The 18959-nt window shown below is 59.6% G+C and carries 14 protein-coding genes; 8 read left to right on the top strand and 6 right to left on the bottom strand.

The window, feature by feature from the left end:
• Window positions 1-34: 34 nt before the first annotated feature.
• From RMO15_RS12575 to RMO15_RS12565, 3 genes are all read left to right on the top strand, one after another.
• Window positions 35-373, top strand: coding sequence for a hypothetical protein (locus RMO15_RS12575; RefSeq protein ID WP_309712897.1), 339 nt, complete (start codon window positions 35-37; stop codon window positions 371-373).
• Window positions 374-673: 300 nt separating this feature from the next.
• Window positions 674-982, top strand: coding sequence for a hypothetical protein (locus RMO15_RS12570; RefSeq protein WP_309712894.1), 309 nt, complete (start codon window positions 674-676; stop codon window positions 980-982).
• Between the two features lie 256 nt (window positions 983-1238).
• Entirely contained in the window at window positions 1239-4265 is a 3027-nt protein-coding gene (locus tag RMO15_RS12565; protein ID WP_309712891.1) for a hypothetical protein, read from the top strand.
• On the opposite strand, the gene radC is transcribed toward RMO15_RS12565, so the two are convergent.
• Window positions 4262-4945 (bottom strand): DNA repair protein RadC, encoded by a 684-nt coding sequence (gene radC, locus RMO15_RS12560; protein ID WP_309712888.1) that lies wholly within the window; start codon window positions 4943-4945, stop codon window positions 4262-4264. The two genes, RMO15_RS12565 and radC, sit on opposite strands and share 4 nt — an antisense overlap.
• A 73-nt stretch (window positions 4946-5018) precedes the next feature.
• Here radC and RMO15_RS12555 point away from each other — a divergent pair, with 73 nt between their 5' ends.
• Together RMO15_RS12555 and RMO15_RS12550 are read left to right on the top strand one after the other, a co-directional pair.
• Complete coding sequence (locus RMO15_RS12555; RefSeq protein ID WP_309712885.1) at window positions 5019-6893, top strand: hypothetical protein; 1875 nt, start codon at window positions 5019-5021, stop codon at window positions 6891-6893.
• A gap of 10 nt (window positions 6894-6903) precedes the next feature.
• Window positions 6904-7401 (top strand): DinB family protein, encoded by a 498-nt coding sequence (locus tag RMO15_RS12550; RefSeq protein WP_309712900.1) that lies wholly within the window; start codon window positions 6904-6906, stop codon window positions 7399-7401.
• Here the strand turns inward: RMO15_RS12550 and RMO15_RS12545 are convergent.
• On the bottom strand, window positions 7390-7995 hold the full coding sequence (locus RMO15_RS12545; protein WP_309712882.1) for a hypothetical protein: 606 nt from the start codon (window positions 7993-7995) through the stop codon (window positions 7390-7392). The two genes, RMO15_RS12550 and RMO15_RS12545, sit on opposite strands and share 12 nt — an antisense overlap.
• A gap of 50 nt (window positions 7996-8045) precedes the next feature.
• On the opposite strand from RMO15_RS12545, the gene RMO15_RS12540 reads away from it, so the two are divergent.
• Genes RMO15_RS12540 through RMO15_RS12530 form a run of 3 tightly spaced genes read left to right on the top strand, consistent with a single transcriptional unit; the run spans window position 8046 to window position 12203 of the window.
• Window positions 8046-8783, top strand: a complete 738-nt coding sequence (locus tag RMO15_RS12540; RefSeq protein WP_309712879.1) for a class I SAM-dependent methyltransferase — start codon at window positions 8046-8048, stop codon at window positions 8781-8783.
• A complete protein-coding gene (gene recF, locus RMO15_RS12535; protein WP_309712876.1) occupies window positions 8774-9907 on the top strand; it encodes a DNA replication/repair protein RecF in 1134 nt (377 codons plus the stop codon). The genes RMO15_RS12540 and recF overlap by 10 nt, the downstream gene beginning before the upstream one ends.
• A 37-nt stretch (window positions 9908-9944) precedes the next feature.
• Window positions 9945-12203, top strand: a complete 2259-nt coding sequence (locus RMO15_RS12530; RefSeq protein WP_309712873.1) for a glycoside hydrolase N-terminal domain-containing protein — start codon at window positions 9945-9947, stop codon at window positions 12201-12203.
• Here RMO15_RS12530 and RMO15_RS12525 read toward each other — a convergent pair.
• From RMO15_RS12525 to RMO15_RS12510, 4 genes are all read right to left on the bottom strand, one after another.
• A complete protein-coding gene (locus RMO15_RS12525; RefSeq protein WP_309712870.1) occupies window positions 12163-15273 on the bottom strand; it encodes an efflux RND transporter permease subunit in 3111 nt (1036 codons plus the stop codon). The two genes, RMO15_RS12530 and RMO15_RS12525, sit on opposite strands and share 41 nt — an antisense overlap.
• A gap of 94 nt (window positions 15274-15367) precedes the next feature.
• A complete protein-coding gene (locus tag RMO15_RS12520; RefSeq protein WP_309712866.1) occupies window positions 15368-16939 on the bottom strand; it encodes an efflux RND transporter periplasmic adaptor subunit in 1572 nt (523 codons plus the stop codon).
• Window positions 16936-18216 carry a TolC family protein gene (locus tag RMO15_RS12515; RefSeq protein WP_309712863.1) on the bottom strand — a complete coding sequence of 427 codons (1281 nt, stop codon included), beginning with the start codon at window positions 18214-18216 and terminating at the stop codon, window positions 16936-16938. Before RMO15_RS12515 ends, RMO15_RS12520 begins: the two co-directional genes overlap by 4 nt.
• Window positions 18217-18382: 166 nt before the next feature.
• A partial coding sequence (locus RMO15_RS12510; RefSeq protein WP_309712859.1) for a 5'-nucleotidase C-terminal domain-containing protein occupies window positions 18383-18959 on the bottom strand: 577 nt, incomplete at its 5' end.

The following is an 18959-nucleotide window of genomic DNA, read 5'->3' as shown; positions in this document are numbered from 1 at the left end:
ACTGCTAGGGAGTGACTAAGTACAGGAGAGTGAAATGAACCAACAGATGCTTAAGACAGTCAGCGTACAAGCGGCAACACAAAGGATTCGTCGCCGTGTGGATATTGGATTAGGCTTTGCCTTGCTGCGCGACCGGCGCTGTGCTCTAGCAAAAAAAGCTCTGGCACTGTTGCTGGGAGTGGGGGGCATGTGTCTTATCCAGGTGCTGGAGATCCCTCTGGAGCTATTGACCGTGATTTTAGGCTCACCTATTGGCCTTGAGGATGGTATTGAGGCCATTGTTTGGCCGATACTGTTAGCCTGCGCAATGCTACCCCACTTGGAAAGCAAAGAGTTAGTGGAAGAAATACGTCGTGAACGCCTCGCGATATAGAGAGTTGAAGGCTAAAACCGTAGGGTCATCAAGACTCTACGGTTTTTTTTTGTCAAAAAATAGTAAAAAACGTATTAATACCCCTAAAGATTTTACGCTTAATCACTTGACGGCAGCGAGGATATGCTAGTATAATTACGGTTATCTAGGTGTCCAACAGGTGGTGACATTTTCGAGGAAACCCTGGTGTCGGTAGGTGTCAGCCGGACATCAACGACGTTTGTCAATATGGTTGCACCTGAAAACTCTTGTTCGGGTTAGAGAATATCAAGTTAAATTAGAAAGGTCGTAAAAAAGATCATGAAAAGAATCTTAACTTTGTTGGGAGCTTGTGCTTTAGTCGCATCCCTCAGCATGCCGGCATCTGTCAAAGCGGCTCCTGTGGATGACCAAGCACTCTGGGGTGAGAACATCATCTGGGGTGAGAACATCATTTGGGGTGGTGTTATCGGAGAGAATATCACCTGGGGTGAGACAACTCTCCCCGCAGGGACACTGATCGGTCTGAGCATTGCCTCTGCCGATACGGTCTATGTCTGGGCTTGGGTGCCTGGAGCTGCGGCACCGTTTATCGTTGCCGAAGAAGATAAGGCGATCTGGGGCGTTTAAGGTTCCCTAGAAAACGTCAAGGACTTTGAGTCTGAGAGCCTACTTTCTTTCGGAAAGTGGGCTTTTCTCGTTTAATTCTGAAACACAGGCGGTAGAATAAAGTCTAAGGGAACCGGGGAAGCCAACCGAGAGTATTTTAACTAGAGGAATGCACACCAGTACCATGCAAAAGACATCATCTGAGAGATCAACGAGAGAAAGTTCGCGAGGGCAGCTCTGCCTTGCCCTTTCGCTTGTCTTGCCCCTCGTCAGTAGTATGACGGCATGGGCCCAGGCTCCACAACCGACTCCACCGCCACCACCGGTGCGCAACAGTGTTCTTCAGCTCCAGCAGACTCCCAAGTACGCTACCAACCTCGCCCTGCCGACGATCGCAGACGACACGTTTCTCGGGCAGGACAAACCGGGGCCCTACATCCTGACATGGCGTAACTTCCAGTCTGGGGGGGGCAACCCAGTCCAGATATTTGTGGATGGCAAGCTCCTAGGCGCGGGGATGTACAACCTGGATGTGGAGAAAGGCGAGCTCATTTTTCAGAATCCGATCAAGCGGACACAGCTTGTCCGGGTGCGCTACGGCTACTATCTCGGGATTGCGACAAAAAACCCCAATGCAACCCCGGCGGCACCCCTTACCGTCTCGCTAGCTGCTCTGGGAATTGCTAACCTCTCGATGACGGCTCTCCCCACCGCAGATACCAACGGCCCCCGCATGGTGCTCAACCTCGGCTCCAAGAGCCAGCTTCTGGGTGGTGGGTTTTCGTCACAGCTTAATTTTGCTCCCGATGCGGGTGGCCAGGGCAGCATGGATGGTGTTGCCGCCGATAAGCTGGGAGTCAAGCTCGGCTACGCAGCGGGCAACGCGAAAAATGGCCTGGATCTTGGATTTCTGCGTAGCGGTAAGCAGTTCGCCTCCAGTGTTGGTAAGGGGCTGGGCTTCGGCGATGCCGTTCAGAACATGTCGCTGGCGGGACGTATGACACCGATGCAGTGGCTTGGTTTTAATGTGGGGCGCACCGAGATTCGCGATCTTAATGGCAAGGGGGCAACGGAGGCTCAGTCACTCGGGTTTCGTCTGGGAGGCACCAAAGGTACACCTGTTGCGAATCTCCTACGCAATACTGAAAATAAAACCGATGCCAAAGGTCTTCTCACCGAGACAATCACGGAAGGTGGAGACTTCGCGGGTAAGCTGGGCGGGGCCAACCTAGTCGCCAAGCGCAACGAGGCTATCACCACCGGCCCGGATAAAAAAGAGAGCAGTGCGCTCCAAGAGAACCTTGGTCTCAACCTCAATGCCAAAGGTGCACCCACTCTAAACCTCAATCGGGTCGAGGACACCAAGACCGATGTCACCGGCTTTAAAACAGGCTCACAGGTGGAAAAAGGCGATCTGGCTGGCAAGTTTGGGGGCATCGCCTTCAATGCCAAGACCAACAAAAGCCGTGTTGCCACCGACATTAAAAACGTAAAACAAGTCACTCAGGTCTACCAAGAGGCCTATAACTTTGCTTATGCTCCTAAAAATCAGCCCAATGTAAACGTCTCGCGCAACAACGACTTCACGATCAACCCCGCTGGAGTGCGTGTTGGCTCAGGCAGTGATAAAGCGGAGTTTGCAAGTAAGTTCAAGACAGGCAAGTTTAGTGTTGCGGATCTCGTGGCGCGTACCCTGAAAGTGCTCACGGCGACTCCCGATAAGAAACAAGTGGAAGTAGAGACGCAGACTCTTGGCCTTAACTACACGGGTGCTAAACCCGGAGTGCCTACGGTCCAGCTTGCCCGAGTTGGCGAAGAGCGCACCGATGCTACAGGAGTTACCAAGACCGAGAGTGAGATCATCGGCTTTAAGAACCAGCTGGGACCGCTGAGCCTAGATGTGAAGTCTACCAGCGCGGATCTTGTGACCGCCGATAAGAAAATTTTTGACATTGAGCAGCAGAGCTACAATGTTGGCTACGGCGACGGGAAAAAACAGCCCAAGTTCGGTTTCTTCCGCTCTGAAGATGAGCGCAAGCAGGAAGACAAAGACTGGTTTGGAGCCGTGGCGAGCCGCTACGATGTAGGCCATCAGATTGGGAGTGCCAATCTCGCTTATCAGCTGCAGCAGAACACACAAGTCGCTCCCGATAAAAAAGAAACGGAAGCAGATCTCGCGACCTTCCAGCTACGGCTCGCCAATGGCCCCAAACGCCCTGCGCTGTCTTTTACCCGCACGGAGGATGATAAGACGGATGCGGCAACGAAGAAAACCGAAGTTACCGTTAATAAAGCAGAGCTAACCAGTAAGCTGGGAGCGGCGGATGCCGTGGTGCGTACCACACAGGCGGAGACAAACACGCCCGATCCTAAGACCACGGGAGTTTCGCAAGAGACCGCTCTTTCTCTCGCGGCTGTGGGAGGAGCCAAGGGAACCGGTGCTAGCATTACGGTTACGACAGGCCAGTCTGAAACAGGGGCGGCGACCGAGCAAAAGCAAGGTGTGGGCGTAAAACTCCAGCCATCGCCTAAAGTCACTCTCTCGGCAGAGCAAAAAGATCAGGTCATTACCCCCTTCATGCCCGACGGTAAGACAGGACTGGTGAAGAACATCACCAGTCTCACCACAGGCGCGGAGCTCATGCCGATGCCCGGAACTAAGTTCACCGGGGCTTGGCAATCTACCGAAGATGGCACTACACGGGTAGGTATCACGCAGTATGGTGCTGCCTTAGGCACAGATAAGAGCGCCTTTCAGTTCACCGGTAACCTCAAGGATCGCTTCGCTCTGGGAAGTGTCACGCCCAATGTCGCGGCAAATCTGGATACCGCCAATGCTAAGCTCGCACTGCGACCTTTCTCCGGTTTCCAGGTAACGGGTGCCTATACTCTTAATCCCGAAGATCCCGCCAAGCAGAATCAGATCAATGCCTTAACACGGCGTGAGTATGGTCTTGCGGCCAATCTGGGGGCGATCCAGCTTGGTGGCACGTATGCGATGAACGAGTACGATGCCAAGCACCCCGAGGCGGTTAAGGCAGGCACTGCAACTTTTGGTGAGTATCAAGTGAACCTAGGAATGCGCTTCAACCGCTATACGAACCTCAATGGCACCTATAAGAACACGTTCTTTTATGGCGCGGGCCCAAAAGGCTTGCAGGTCTACACGTTTGGTCTGACACACAATGTCGGCTCCACGATGAACCTCACCATGGGGGGAAGCCTGACCTCGAACCTTGCTGTTGCATCTGGGGCACAGCGCAATGAGTACAAGGCTGAGGCCAAGCTCGGCGTGAAATTCTAGAACAATCCTTTCTCTTTGAGCGAGACCCAGCGGTTGTCGCCTAAGACGATATGATCGAGGATCTCGATCCCTAGAAGCTCCCCAGCCTCCGCCAGGCGCTTGGTCACGGCGATATCTTCCGGACTGGGTGACGGGTCGCCCGAGGGGTGGTTGTGGGCCACAATCAGGCTCGCCGCTCCGTGACGGATGGCTTCCGAAAAAACCTCGCGGGGGTGCACAATACTACTGGAGAGATCTCCAACACTCACCGTGCGGCTTCGGAGCACGCCATTTTTCGTGTCCAAGAGTAGGGCCATGAAGTGCTCGCGCTTCTCTTCGCGCAGCATCGGCCCCAGTAAGTTATAGACATCGCGCGGGGAGCGGATCTTGGTGCGCTCCTCTGGGCTTGCCGCCACGAGCCGCCGCCCGAGCTCAATGGCTGCCTTGAGCTGTGCCGCTTTTGCCGGGCCGATCCCGTGAACTCCTGCTAGCTCCTCAATCGTGGCGTGCGAGAGACCGCGCAGGTTGCCAAACTGCGCCATTAAGTGATCTGCCAGCCCGACGGCACTGTATTTTTCCGTCCCGGTGCGAAGCAAGATCGCCAGAAGCTCCGAGACAGAGAGCGCATCGGCTCCGTAGTGGATCAGTCGTTCGCGAGGGCGTTCCTCGGTGGGAAGCTCTCGAATTCGTGTATGGTACATAGGTTTTGGTTTCCTCCAGCCCTAGAACGGGTGAGAAGTGCCAATTCTGATAAAAACGGCTACACTATTTTTTATGACGACGTATGAAACTCAGTTTCTCTTGCCGAATATCACCGGCAATTCGTTTGATCCTGAGAAAAACGATGTACGGGTTCTCTTTCGTGGCCCCCGTGGCAAGACTAAGACACAGCTTGCGTTCTTCGATGGAGGGACTACTTGGCGTGCACGCCTGACCGCCGAGGGAAAGTGGCAGGCAGGCAGCGTGACACACAACGGGATGGAGAGCAAGACTAGGCTCGCCACAACCTCACAGCGGCAGCTCCTGCACTTTGTCCAGCGCAAGGGGCTAGGTTTTGCCTACGATAATGGCAAGTCTTACTGGCCCATCGGGCACAACGTGGCGTGGCGCTCGGGCAGCTTTGATGTGGCCGATGCCTTTGCTAAGCTGGGAGCCGCCGGAGAGAACTGGTCACGGGTGTGGATGTGCCACTGGGACGGCAAGAACCTGGACTGGGAGACCAAAGACGACACACTGAGCCTGACAGTGGCTCGTCGCTGGGATGGGATTATCGAGGCAGCGCAGAAGCATGGCATCCACTTTCAGCTTGTCTTGCAGCACCACGGGCCGTATGCGCTTCAGGTGAACTCAAACTGGGCGGAGAACCCCTGGAACGCCAAAAATGGCGGCTTCTTAAACACCACGGCGGAGTTTTTCACGCACCCGGAGGCACGACGTCGCACAAAAAATAAGCTCCGCTATGCCATTGCCCGCTGGGGCTACTCCCCGAGCATTCTGGCGTGGGAGCTTTTCAATGAGGTGGAGTGGACGGAGGGCGCAAAGAACGCCCCCAAGACCGTGGAGGCATGGCACAGAGATATGGCGACCTATCTGCGCTGGCTGGACATCCACCAGCATCTTGTTACGACAAGCTCCCATCTTCCCGGCGGTGACCTCTATGCGGCAATGGACTACGAGCAGCCCCACGCCTACCCACCTGACCTGGCGGCCACAGCGCTCTCCGTGAAGCCCACCACCAAGCCGATTTTCTATGGAGAGATCGGGCCCTCGGGGGATCTCAGCGGCGACGATGGTCGGCACTTAAAAGCGGGACTCTGGGCCAGCCTTTTTTCGGACGCGTCGGGGGCGGCGCAGTACTGGGCCTGGGATCAGGTCGAACGCCGTAACCAGTACGGGCTCTTCAAAGCGGCGACGGGATTTATCGCTGCCTCGGGGGTGACCGAGCTGCGCCGCGTGAGCACCGAGGTCAGCACGCCCGATGGTGGCGTGGCATCATCGGGGCCGGGCAAGGGCTGGGGCGAGACCAAGCGCACGGTATTTCCCATCCGCGCCGACGGCACGATTGAGGGAATCGGGGAGATGCCCAGCTTCTTACAAGGCGTCGCGCACCGCGAGATGTTCCCCAAGGCCGATTTTCCCGTGACGCTGAAGCAGGCGGGAAGTATCGAAGTGGAGGTGCAGACTGTGGCACGCTCTGGGGGGAGTCTTCTCATCAAACAGGACGGTAAAGTCATGGCGGAGAGAGCCTGGCCAGCCAGCGGGAGCGACACACAGGTCAATGCCACAGTGACGGCAGCACTTCCCGCAGGCACCTACACCCTCACGCTAGAAAATCCTGGTGCGGACTGGGTGACTCTCCGGAAAATCACGATTGCTCCTGTGGGTGCGAGCGTCTCCGCCCTCGCCAAGTCCGACGGTACCCGTGCCGCGCTCTGGCTACGGCGCACGGACAGCGGCCCCCATCCTGGCGGGGGAACCGTCACGCTCGGTGGCCTCCGAGTCGGTGCCTACAAGCTTGTTTGGTGGGACATGGTTGCAGGCAAGCCCCTGCGTGAAGAGGCGATCCGCGCCAATGCCAGCGGACAGGCAAGTATCTTACTGCCGAGCTTTACTGGTGATATTGCCACCTATCTCAAGAAAATAGGATGATAAAAGAAAGATTTCAACAGCAAGCCAGCTACTCGTCACCGATCTCACCGACGAGCAGCTCAATGCTCGGCCCGACTCCGACACCTGGTCGGTGGGGATGCAGCTCGATCATATTACGATCGTGCTGGAGAAAGCCACGGGGGAGATGGAAAAAGCGCTGGAGCGTGGCATTCCCACAGGCAACGCCACCGACTGGAAGCCCAATTTTTTGGAGCGCAAGTTTATCCAGATGGTTGGTGCACAGCCGGGGGGACGTACTAACCCTGTCCCAAAAGGCTTCGAGCCTAGCGAAGCGCCTCTGGAGAAAGAAATGCTTCTCCCACGCTACACCACTGCACACGACAAACTTATTCATGTTGTCGAGCGCACGGCAAATGCCGATCTCAAGCGCATCAAAGTCGCCTCTGCTGTAATGCCACTTCTGAAGCTCTCGCTGGGGGCGTGGTTTGCCGCGCTGGCAAACCACACCGACTACCATTTGGAGAAGGCGACGCGCCTAAAGCCCTGAGTTGAGCACGCCACCTGCCTTGGTGGAGACCGCACGCGTCGTAGGGATTCCCGGTAGTCCTAGCTTCTCCGCGAGAGTTGTCTCTGGCTTGGCCGCGCCTTGTTGACTTCCCAGCCCCATAAACACTTCTAACTTCTTCGGCGCGGGAGGCAGCATGCCTGTCCAGCGAACGGACTCCAGAAGCTGCGAGAACGCGACGACGCCTTTTTCAGCACGGGGCATGGGAGCGGTGTACTCAAAGACGTAGAGGTTCCCGGCAAAGAGTGCCAACATCTGGTAGCTCCGAACCGGCTTACCGTACTGGAGGCGCTCGATCCCTGAAAAAGACGCGGGAGCGCCGCTGACCTGCATGCCCTCCGCGGAGCCACGCAAGAAAGTCTTTCCGGGGAGCTTGGGATGGAAGTGGGCATAGACTTGGGCCGATGACTGTGGCTTCAGCTCGGTGAGGCCCGTGTTGCGCTTCCAGAGCTGGACGGTGATTCGCTCGCCCACTGCTGTCAGGCCGCACCAAAGATAGCCCGGCGCGGCGACGCGCCGAAAGCCAGCGGGGGCTTCAAACGAAAATTTTTCTTTCGGGTAGTTCATGCGGTTCATAAACATCATTTTCGGTTGCCAGAGGCTTTGCCTGAAGTACAATGGTGTCTGTGGATGACGATGCGTTTTATTTTTCTCCCGCCGAGGGCTTTGCACGGCTGGCCGACACCTACGATCTACGGCTTTCCGGCAACCCAGTACTACTTTTAGAGACCACGCAGACCCTGGCAGCGCTGCCCAACGTGGCCGGAAAAGCGGTCGCGGATGTGGGCTGTGGCACGGGGCGCTATGCCGTTCAGCTGATGCGCCTCGGTGCGGAAAAAGTGGCGGGGGTGGATCTAAGCCCGGCGATGCTGGAAATGGCGCAGCGCAAGTCCCACAAGGCGGAGCTACCGATTGAGTGGGGCGTGGGCGATCTGACGACGCATCTCCCGATCCCGGATGCCACGCTGGACGCGGCGGTCTGTGCGCTGACCCTGACCTTTGTCGAGGCTTTGAACACAGCGTTTGCCGAGCTCGCGCGGGTTCTCAAACCCGGCGGTGTGTTGGTGGTCTCCGAGTTGCACCCGCTGGGCCTCACTCTGGAGCGTGCGGCATCGAGTGCGGTGTTTCGCAAAGACCGTGCGCCGTACCTGCGCTTCACCGATCTCCAGGGCCAGGAGTGCCGCATCGCCCGCATCCCCCACACGCTCGCCGACTATGTCAATGCTGCCTATTCAGCTGGACTGACACTCACTTTCGTCGCCGAGCCGCTTGTAGACACGCGCCTCGCGGTGACATTTGGGCACTTGAAAGAGAAGATAGGCTTGCCCTTGGCGCTCGTTCTGAGGTTCCAGAAGTGCATGTAAGTCACTTAGAACTCACGGATTTTCGTAACTATGTCAGCTTGGATTTCTCGCCGGGAGAGGGACTGAATGTGCTGGTTGGCCCCAATGCGCAGGGGAAGACCAACGTGCTGGAGTCGCTCTATACGCTGGCGACGACCAAGTCCCACCGGACAAGCCGCGATACCGAGCTGGTGCGCTTTGGTGCGCCGCTGGCGCGAGTCGTGGCGGAGGTCCAGAAGCGGGGGGATATCTCCCATGACTTAGAGCTTGCCATCGGTGCGGGTGGGATAGGCACGTCGGGGAAGCTGGTGAAGCTGGGGGGGAGTAAGCAGCCGCGCTTGACGGACTTACTGGGGCACTTAAACGCCGTGCTCTTTGCCTCGACGGACTTAGACATTATTCGGGGCGAGCCCGATGAGCGCCGCCGGTTTCTCAACTACGAGATCAGCCAGCTCTCACCACGCTACGCTCTGGCACTGGCGGCGTATCGCAAGGCGCTGGAGGGGCGCAATCGGCTCCTCAAAGACTTCAAGCACGGCCATGGCGATGTGGCCTCGCTGGAAGCCTGGACCGCACCACTCGTGGAGCATGGGGCAAAGCTCATTGAGCGCCGCCGAGACTGGCTGATGCGGCTCACGGCACTTGCGGGTCCGATCCAGGAGTCGCTGACGGGCGGGCTTGAGACGCTGGATGTGGTCTACCAGGCATCGTTCCCCCTCACCGATGTCAGTGTCCCTGAGGCATTTCTTGCCGCTCTAAAGAACGTCCGTCGTGAGGAGACAGCACGGGGTGTCACGACTCTTGGCCCCCAGCGCGATGATCTGACGTTTCGTATCGGGCCACCGGGCGGCACGCTCTTAGACGCCCGCACCTACGGCTCCCAGGGCCAGCAGCGCACGGTCGCTTTGGCACTGCGGCTTGCGGAGCGGCAGCTGATCGAGGAAACGGTCGGGGAGCCACCGATTGTCTTATTGGATGATGTCCTCTCGGATCTCGACGAGAGCCGTCGCAACCAAATCTTCGCCCTCTCCCTCACCGGTGGGCAAACTTTCCTCACCACCACCGATCTCAGCCCGATCCCACTGGATGCCGTCAAAAACGCAAGAGTTGTCACCGTCCGCCAGGGCGTCTTTCGCGACGTGTAGCCTTGTCTCTGGGTAGCAGTGGTAAACTCAACGCAGTATGCAGGAAACAACTCTTTGGTATGAACAGCCCGCCGCCGACTGGAACGCGGCACTTCCCGTGGGCAATGGGCGCTTGGGGGCGATGGTGTTTGGGGACGCGGAGACCGAGCGGCTCCAGCTCAATGAGGAATCGCTCTGGGATGGCTCTGCGCAAGACCGCCACAATCCAAAGGCAAAAGCGGCGCTGCCAGAAGTACGCAAGCTGATCTTTGAGGGCAAACACCAAGAGGCCGAGGCGCTCTGCAAAGAAGCACTGCTTGGGGTTCCAGAGCGCATTCACTCCTACCAGACTCTCGGTGACTTGTTTATCGAGCAGACTCTGGAAGGCCCCGCAAAAGGCTACCGGCGCGCTTTAGACTTAGATACGGCCACGGTAACGACGCACTTCTCGGTCAAGGGAATGAACTTCGTGCGGGAAGTCTTTGCCAGCAGCCCGGACAATGTAATTGTCGTTCGCCTGCGTGCCGATAAGCCCGAGAGCCTGACCCTCAAGATTCGGCTAACACGCGGTGAGGTGGGGGACGTGAGCAAGCCTGGCTATGCGCCCAACCAGACCCTGGAAGTCAAGGCAACGGGCCGAGACGGTGCAGCGCTACGTGGTCAGATCCAGCGCGACGGCAAGGGAATGCACTTTGCTTATTTTGTTCAGGCACGTGTGGAAGGCGGGAGCGTCACCACGAACCCTGAAGGAGTGATTACCGTCACGAGCGCCGATCTTGTCACGCTCTTTCTCTCCGCAGGCACGAGCTGGCAAGGGCATGACCCGGAGACAGCACAGGCAACACTGGACGCCGCCTTTCATCGTCCCTATACCGAGCTGAGCGCCCGCCACCAGGCGGAACACCAGCGCCTCTTCCGGCGTGCCGAGCTGTCCCTACCTGCCACCCATGCGAAGCTGCCCACGGATAAACGACTGACAACAGCACCCGACGATCCGGGACTGGCGGCGCTGTACTTCCACTACGGGCGCTATCTACTCCTCTCTAGCTCCCGTCCGGGGAGCCTGCCCGCGAACTTACAGGGGCTGTGGAGCGAGTACATGAACGCGCCGTGGAACGCGGACTACCACACCAATATCAACCTCCAGATGAACTACTGGCCCGCCGAAGTAACCAGCCTCTCGGACTGCCATGAGGCGCTTTTTGACTATATTGAGAGCCTCGTTGCACCGGGCAGAGAGTTTGTCCAAAAACACTACGGCTTCAAGCGTGGCTGGGTGGTGCACCATCTCTCAGATATCTTTGGGTTTGTCGCACCCGCCGATGGGATCTGGGGACTGTGGCCGATGGGCGCGGCGTGGCTCTGCCAGCATCTCTTTGAGCACTGGCGCTTCGCCCCGGAGAAGCAAAAGCATCTCAAGCGCATCTACCCGCTTCTGAAAGGTGCGTCGGAGTTTTTGCTGGACTTTGTTGTCGTGGGGCCAGACGGAAAGCTCACCACGTGCCCGTCGCAGTCGCCGGAGAATAGATTCCGCACGAAAAACGGTGAGGAGTCCTGGTTCACCTACGGCGCGAGCATGGATCTGCAGATCATCCGTGAGTGCTGGGAGAACACCCTGGCCGTGGCGCAGCTCCTCGGCACCGACGACAGCTTCCAGAGTGAGCTGGAGCGTGCCTTAGGAAAACTTGCCCCGCTACAAATTTCTCCTCGCGATGGACGGCTGCAAGAGTGGCAGAACGACTACGACGAGCCCGAGCCCGGACACCGGCACATTAGCCATGCGTATGCGTTCTACCCGGGCAACGCCATCACGCTCCGAGGAACCCCTGAGCTGGCGGAGGCGCTGAAGAAGACACTCACCGCGCGTCTTGCCCACGGAGGCGGGCACACGGGCTGGAGCCGGGCGTGGCTACTCTGCCTCGCGGCGCGCTTCGAGGACGGCAACACGGCGCACTCCCACCTTACCGCGCTGTTCACCCAGTGCACGCTCCCGAATCTCTTTGACTCGCACCCGCCGTTCCAGATAGACGGCAACTTCGGCGCGACTGCGGGAATCGCCGAGTGCCTTCTCCAGAGCCATGCCTATGAGCTGCACCTGCTCCCCGCCCTGCCTGCGGCATGGCCTCAGGGAAGTGTCAAGGGCCTGCGGGCACGCGGTGGCATCACGGTGGAGTCGCTCGCCTGGACAAACGGCAAGCTTACCCGTGCCACTCTTTCTGCAAGCCACACGCTTAAAGTCCCCGTTCGGGTGCAGGGCTCGGCGCAGACCAAGCTTGTCACGCTTCCGGCGGGGAAGGCTGTGGTGATTGTGGGGTAGCGTACCCCTGCCCGTGCTTCCCCCGGAGCGCGGAGTAGAGGGCGGGCGCGAGAATGAGCGTGAAGAGCGTGGACATCGAGAGGCCACCGATCACGGCAATCGCTAGGGGGCGCTGCAGCTCCGCGCCCGCCCCGATTCCGAGTGCCAGCGGGAAAAGCGTGAGAATGGCCGTGAGGATCGTCATGAGCTTGGGTCGCAGGCGGACTTTTCCGGCGTAGACCAGCAGCTCATCCAAAGAGAGCGCGGCCAGCGACTCGCGCTTGGCAAGCTGCCGCGTGTAGTCAAAGAGAAAGATTCCGTTCTCCGTAACAATCCCGATAATCATCACCGCCCCGGTGATCGAGCCGATATTGAGTGGCGTGTGGGTGAGGGTCAGCGCCAGAACGACACCCGAGAGCGAGGCAATCGCGGCCCCAAAAAGCGCTATCGGCTCCTCAAACGAACGGAAGTAGAAGAGCATCACCAGAAAGACCAGCAAGATCACGATGCCCAGGATCAAGAGGAGCTGCCGAAACGACTCCTGCTGGCTCTCGTAGAGCCCGCCGTACTCGATGATATAGCCGGGCGGAAGGTTGAGCTTCTTGAGCTGGACTTTGACATCGTCAATCACGCTACCCAGGTCGCGGCCACTGATCTGCGCGGTGACGGCCACCATAGGGCGCAGGCCCTGACGCTCGGTCTCGGTGCTGCCCGCCGTGCGCGACAAACTTGCCACGGTCACCAGCGGCACGGACTCACCGCTGGGAGTGACGACCAAGAGCTGCTGCAAATCACTCAGGCTCTGCTGGCGTCCCACCTGGCTCCAGACACGCACGGGCACCTGCCGCTCGCCATTCTGCACAAGCGTCGTCACTACATCCCCATAGAGCGCCGTGTTCACCGCCGCACTCACCGACTCGGGCGTCATTCCCAAAGCCGCCGCCTTCTCTTTGTCCACTTTCAGCTCGACCTCGGGGCCGCTCTCGGTGATGCCGTCGAACTCATCCACCACGCCTTTGACGGCGCTCACGAGCTTCCCAACTTCGGGGGCGAGCGCCTGGAGTTTTTTAATATCGTCGCCGTAGATCCGAACCTCGACGGGCTCCGGTGCGCCTGCAAGATCGCCGATCAGATCTTTCAGGATTTGGATAAACTCGATCTCTATACCCGGAACTTCCTCATGGAGTTTGTCACGCAGATCGTCCATCACGGCGTCCACGCTGCGCTTGCGCTGGGAGTGAGGCTTGAGGCGCACCAGAAAGTCGCCGTTGTGGGGGTAGGTCAGGTGAAAGCCCAGCGCTGCCCCAGAGCGGCGGGAGTACGCCTGCACCTCGGGCGTCTCTAATAGCCGCGCCTCAATCTGCCGACAGACCCGGTCGGTCTCGGCCAGCGACGTGCCCGGCGGCATGTTGTAGTCCAGCACAAAGCCGCCCTCGTCCATGGCGGGCATAAAGCCGGTTTCAAGGCGCGTGAAGAGCACAAAGACGCCAAAGAGCACGGGGATGAGTAGTAAGAAGAAGGCGGACTTGTTGCGCAGAACGGCGCTTAACACACGCCCGTAGAGGCTACTCACCAGCTGCATCAATTTTCCTTGCGACTCTTCACTCCCCTCGCTTGCACTTGCTTTTAGCCAGTGGGCGGAGAGGATCGGGGCGATGGCAACCGAGAGCAGCAGGGAGACCGTGAGGGTCAAGACAATCGTGAGCGCGAGGGGGCCGAAGAACTGGCCGGTGATCCCGGAGAGCAGGGTCAGCGGGATAAAAGTGACGATGGTCGAGAGCGACGAGGCAACCATGGCGGGGCCGATCTCTTTGAGCGCCTGCGCCATGGCGTCTTGAGTCGGCAGGCCGTCTTGCAGGTGCCGGTAGATATTCTCCACCACCACAATCGCATCGTCCACGACCAGGCCGAGCGCCACGGCGAGCGCACCCATCGTCATGATATTGATCGTCTGCCCGAGCAGCGCCAGCAGGCCCAGTGTGATCAGGAGCGAGGCGGGAATCACGGTGAGCACTACGGCGGCGGAGCGGAAGTTTCCCAGAAAGAGGATCAGCACAAATGCCGCCAGCGCTCCTCCAATCAGAATCGCCTCCCCGACACTGCTCACCGCTTCCTGCACCAGGTCCGCCTGATCGTAGAAGTACTCCACTTTTGTCCCGGCGGGCAGGCTCCCGCGCAGCCGCAGTAGCGTCGCACGGACATCACGGGCGATGTTCATCGTGTTGCCGTCGGGCTGGCGCAAGACATTGACCAGCACGGCATCGGTGCCCGCCGCCGTGACCGCGACATTCTCCGGCGTGAAGCTGCGCGTCACCGTGCCCAGATCGCCCACCGTAACTGCCGTCTGGTTCTTCGCCGCCACCACCACGCCCGCAATTCCTTCAGGGCCGCTGGCCTGGTTCACCGAGAGCACGGCAAACCGGTGGTAGCGCTCATCAAACTGCCCGACCGCGGAGACGGTGTTGCTGACCTTGATGCTCTCCTCTACTTGGGTGACCGAGATACCGTGTGCTCGGAGCCGTGAGGGATCTAGCCGCACGGCGTACTCCCGCGCATGCCCCCCGACCAAGCGCACTTCCGAGACCCCCTCCAGCTTGGTAAGCTCGGGGCGGAGTGTGTAGTTGGCAAAGTCCTGAAGCGCCGTGAGATCGGATTGTTTTGAGGTCAGGCTGAGCCCCAAAATAGGAAAGACCGTGGGGCGCATGAGCTGGGTGCGTAGCGCGACACCGGCAGGTAGCGTGGCCCGCACCTCTGCAAGGTTCGTGTTGGCGAGGTTCAGTGTCGCAAGCATCGGGGTTCCCCACTGAAAGTCCGCCGTCAGCTCCGCCGAGCCACGCGAGCTCACCGAGCGAATCCGTCGTATCTGTGGCAGGCTACTCAGCGCCTGCTCCAGCGGCTTGGTCACCTCGACCGTCACCCGATCCGGCGGCATGTCTCCGTAGTCGGCCATGATCTTGATGCGCGGAATATCGAGCTGGGGGAAGATCGCCGTGGGTACCGTGCGGATCGAGAGCGCCCCAAACAGACAGGCGATCAGTGTCAGAAAGAGCAGCGCCCGGGCATAGCGTGTGAGAAACTGCGCCAGCCTCATGACTTTTTCTCCACCCGCCAGGACGGTAAACGTCCGGCTTTAGGGCCTTTGGCCTCCTCCTCGTCTCTTGTCGGTGTGCGGGATTTGCGGCCATTCATGGTTTCTCTGCCTCGATGTTTACTTTGCCGCCCTCGGCCACTTCATGCGCTCCGATGGTCACCACGCGCTCCCCAGCGGCGAGGCCGTCGGTGAGGGCTACCCAGTCGCCCTCGCGCAAGCCCACTTTGACTTTCTTACGGTGCGCGACACTATCGCTGTCAATCACCACGACCGCATCGCCTTGCTCCTCCTCGACCAGTGCGGCGGCGGGAATCACCACGCCGGTGGCGCTTGCGGCGAGGGCGATCTTGGCCTTTCCACTCAGCCCCACCCGAAGCTCCCGCGCGAGGCTCCCCAGAAGCGTAAGCCACGCGACCCCATTGCCGCTGCCATCCGTGCCCTGCCCAATGCCGCTCACACGGGCCGCGTAGGGCTTGTCGGCGAGGCTATCGAAGCGCACTGTGGCCGCTTGTCCGGCACGCAGTCGCGCGAGCCGTGTCTCAGGGATGCCCACACGAAACCGCAGGTGCCCCGGCTGACCCAGCTCCAGAAGCACGGTGCCCGGCTGCGCGGTATCGCCTACATTGGCGGCGCGCCGAACCACGATGCCTGAGATCGGGGCCGTGATATGCAGATACTGGCCACGGATCTGAGCCTGCTGGCGCTGCTGCTCTTTCTGCTGAACCTCACTGGTGCCCGCTCGCGCCTGTTCCAGAACAGACTGAGCGCTCGCCACTTGCGCCCGCGCCGCTGTCAGCTCCGCGCGCTTGCCCGCCTCGGAGAGCCGTGCACTCTCCGCCACCTGCACGCCACTCTGCGCCTCCGCAACACGGGCCTCGGCAACGGCAATGTCCTCTTTGCGGTTGCCCTCTTCGGTAAGCTTCACCTGCTGGAGCGCCTCTTGGTAGACCCCATCGGCCACTTTCGCCGTGGCTTGGGCCTCTTCCCACTGCCTCTGGGAGACCACCTGCTCGTCTAGGAGGCGCTTGGTGCGCTTTAACTGAAGCTGGGCCGACTGGTTCTGCGCCTCAGCCTCCGTGAGAGCCGCCCGCGCGGCAGCGAGCTCCTGGGGCCGTGATCCCGCCTTCACGCGCTCCAGCTCACGCTGCGCCGTCGCAAGCATGGCCTTGGCCTTGGTAATCTCCGCCTGGTTTGCGCTCAGAAGTGCCTGCTGCTCGCCCTCCGCTTTTTTTACCAGCGCCTGTGCACTCCGCAGGCTCGCCTCGGCCTGGCGCTGCGAGAACCCCACTTTAAGCTGCTCCTGCCTCACCGAGAGTGCGGCTTGGGCAAGCAGGGACGGGGCCTCGCCGGGCTCCAGCTCCGCAAGCACCTGGCCCGCCTGGACCAGATCGCCCTCTTTCACGGAGAACTGACGGATACGCCCGGCAGCCTGCGCACTCACCAGCGTGGTCGCATTGGGCTCCGGCTCCGTGACACCGAGCAGCTCGATGGTCTCATGCAGGGTGCGTGGCCCCGCAACCGCCACCTGAACCTGCGCAACACTGGCAACCTCGGGCTCACCCGGCTCTTCGGTGGGCGTGGCAAGGCTCCGCCGCCAGAAAAAGAAGATCGTCCCGGTCAAGACAGCGGCAAGAACAAGCGGCAAAAGGCGGCGCAGGGCATTCATCGTTTTTTCTCACTTTGGCTTAGTGGTATCAGTGTGGGAGGGACGTAGTGCATGGGCTGCGTACTCACCGGAGTGGGTAGCCCTGCTCCCAAAGCGCGTTCCAGCCCCGCCTCGGCGATATTGTAGTCGGTGAGCGCTTTGAGGTAGCTCTGGAACGCGGAGCGGAGCACGCCAAGCGCATCCAGAACGTTCAAGTAGCTGGTCGCCCCTTCGCGGTAGCCCGTCTCTGCAAGCTGGTAGAGTCGCACCGCACGCTGGAGCTGCTCCTCACCCGTGCGCGGCACAAGCACGCGTGCTTGCTCCTGAAGATAGATCGCCGTCGTGAGATCTAGCGTGACTTGTTGCTGCACCGATGTCAGGCTGGCTTCTTTCTCCGTGGTAGCCGCTTGTGCCCCTCGCACCGAAGCGCGAATCTGCCCGTTATCCAGCAGGGGAAAGACGACGCCTATCCTGTAGCTGTCTCCTCGCTGCCAGTTCAGGAGCTGGTTGTGGGCATAGCTGGCCACTGCTTCAGGCCGGTTTGCAGACTTCGCCACCTCAATACCCGCTCGCTGCGCTGTGAGCATCGCCTGCGCCATGACAACGCGAGGGTGTTGCGGGGTGCCACGGAGCAGGGTCGCTTTCTCGTAGGTCTTGAGAGTCGTACCCGAGAGCGCGGGTAGAGAGAGTGGTGCATCGGGCTGCTGCTGGAGAAGGGTATTGAGAGTGGCGGTTTGTATCTTGACAGTGGTCTCCGCCACCAGCAGAGCCTGCCGCGCGTTCTCCGCCTCGAACTCGCTACGGAGTACATTGGCAATGGGAACATCGCCCGCCTTGTACTGGGCATCGGCAAGTCGGGCAAAGGTCTCCGCGACCCCGAGTGCCTGTCTTGTGAACTCGGCTGTCGCCTGCGCCGATTGTAGGCTAAACCAGGCAGAGCGCACTTGGTAGGCGATGTCTTGCTCCACGAGGCGAAGCTCGGTGCGGGGCACCTGAACTTCCAAGCGGGACTGCGCTAGGAGTGCTTGTCTCTGTCCAAATATATTGAGCCGCTGGGTGAGCTGGATATCCTGCCCCGTGGTGCCCGCCCCCACACTGTCTAGATTTCTACTGTATCCAATGTCCAGCTCGGGGTTGGGCAGGGAGCGTGCTCCTGCCAGGCGTGACTCCGTTTGGAGCACGCGCTGCCTCGCCGCGAGCACATCAGGGTGATACATCAGTGCCTTGCTCACCGCACTTTCCGGCGTTGCGAGATTAGGATGGGGTGCCTGAGCGCGCGCCTCGGTTCCCAGGAACAAAAAAGTGCCTACTACCCAAAGATTTATTGATCGCCTTGTCATCATGTCTCAGTCAGGCGCATTATAAGCTGATTGCGAGAGAAAATGCTTTCCTAGGCTTTTCACCTTCACCGCCTACGATGGCATCAAGGCAAGCCGTGAGTATCGTCGTCGTGGGAAAGGAGCGCTACAGCCGACCGAGTCCGACGATCACCGCCTCACGCAAGTCGCCGCCGACGCTCAGGCGGCTGGCGTCTATTTTTAGCGTGCCCATGGCGGTAAAGTCCACGACGGCCACCGTATAGATTTTCGTGGGATCGCTCGCCGGGGCGCTGAGGATCACGCCCTTGTTCTTCTGCTTCAGCTCCGTCAGCTCCGCGCCGGTCATCGCCAGAGTGGCGACTTTATTCTTAAAGGGCATCACGGCCCAGATATCGTAGCGGGTGAGTTTTTCGGTGCGGAAGACATCGAAGAAGCCATCCCCCTGGACATGCAGGCCAATCTCCGAGTTCGTCGCTTTCGCCAGCGCCAGAGCAACTACCTCGCTCGTGCGGCGCATGCGCTCGTCGGGCGTGGCTCCCAGAAAGCGTGTGGGGAGCGTGGCAGCGACTCCGTTCTTTAGCGGCGCGGCGTAGGCATCCGCCACGGCTTTCACATCTTTGGCCTCCTTGAGCTTCGAGGTGATGGGAAGCAGCGCGTACTCATAGCCTGCCAGTTTCCAGCCACCTGCCGATGTCTTGGCGAAGTGGAGATCGAACCTTCCT

The organism is Armatimonas sp. (assembly GCF_031410135.1).
Classification (GTDB): domain Bacteria; phylum Armatimonadota; class Armatimonadia; order Armatimonadales; family Armatimonadaceae; genus Armatimonas.
Note: the sequence above shows the minus strand (reverse complement) of the source record. Positions and strands in the feature narration are given on the sequence as shown.

What these genes read in the sequence shown, in the direction of transcription:
- RMO15_RS12545 (WP_309712882.1), bottom strand. Translation starts at nt 7,995, where the DNA reads ATGAACCGCATGAACTACCCGAAAGAAAAATTTTCGTTTGAAGCCCCC.
- RMO15_RS12530 (WP_309712873.1), top strand. Translation starts at nt 9,945, where the DNA reads ATGCAGGAAACAACTCTTTGGTATGAACAGCCCGCCGCCGACTGGAAC.
- RMO15_RS12525 (WP_309712870.1), bottom strand. Translation starts at nt 15,273, where the DNA reads ATGAGGCTGGCGCAGTTTCTCACACGCTATGCCCGGGCGCTGCTCTTT.
- RMO15_RS12575 (WP_309712897.1), top strand. Translation starts at nt 35, where the DNA reads ATGAACCAACAGATGCTTAAGACAGTCAGCGTACAAGCGGCAACACAA.
- RMO15_RS12555 (WP_309712885.1), top strand. Translation starts at nt 5,019, where the DNA reads ATGACGACGTATGAAACTCAGTTTCTCTTGCCGAATATCACCGGCAAT.
- radC (WP_309712888.1), bottom strand. Translation starts at nt 4,945, where the DNA reads ATGTACCATACACGAATTCGAGAGCTTCCCACCGAGGAACGCCCTCGC.
- RMO15_RS12520 (WP_309712866.1), bottom strand. Translation starts at nt 16,939, where the DNA reads ATGAATGCCCTGCGCCGCCTTTTGCCGCTTGTTCTTGCCGCTGTCTTG.
- RMO15_RS12570 (WP_309712894.1), top strand. Translation starts at nt 674, where the DNA reads ATGAAAAGAATCTTAACTTTGTTGGGAGCTTGTGCTTTAGTCGCATCC.
- RMO15_RS12565 (WP_309712891.1), top strand. Translation starts at nt 1,239, where the DNA reads ATGACGGCATGGGCCCAGGCTCCACAACCGACTCCACCGCCACCACCG.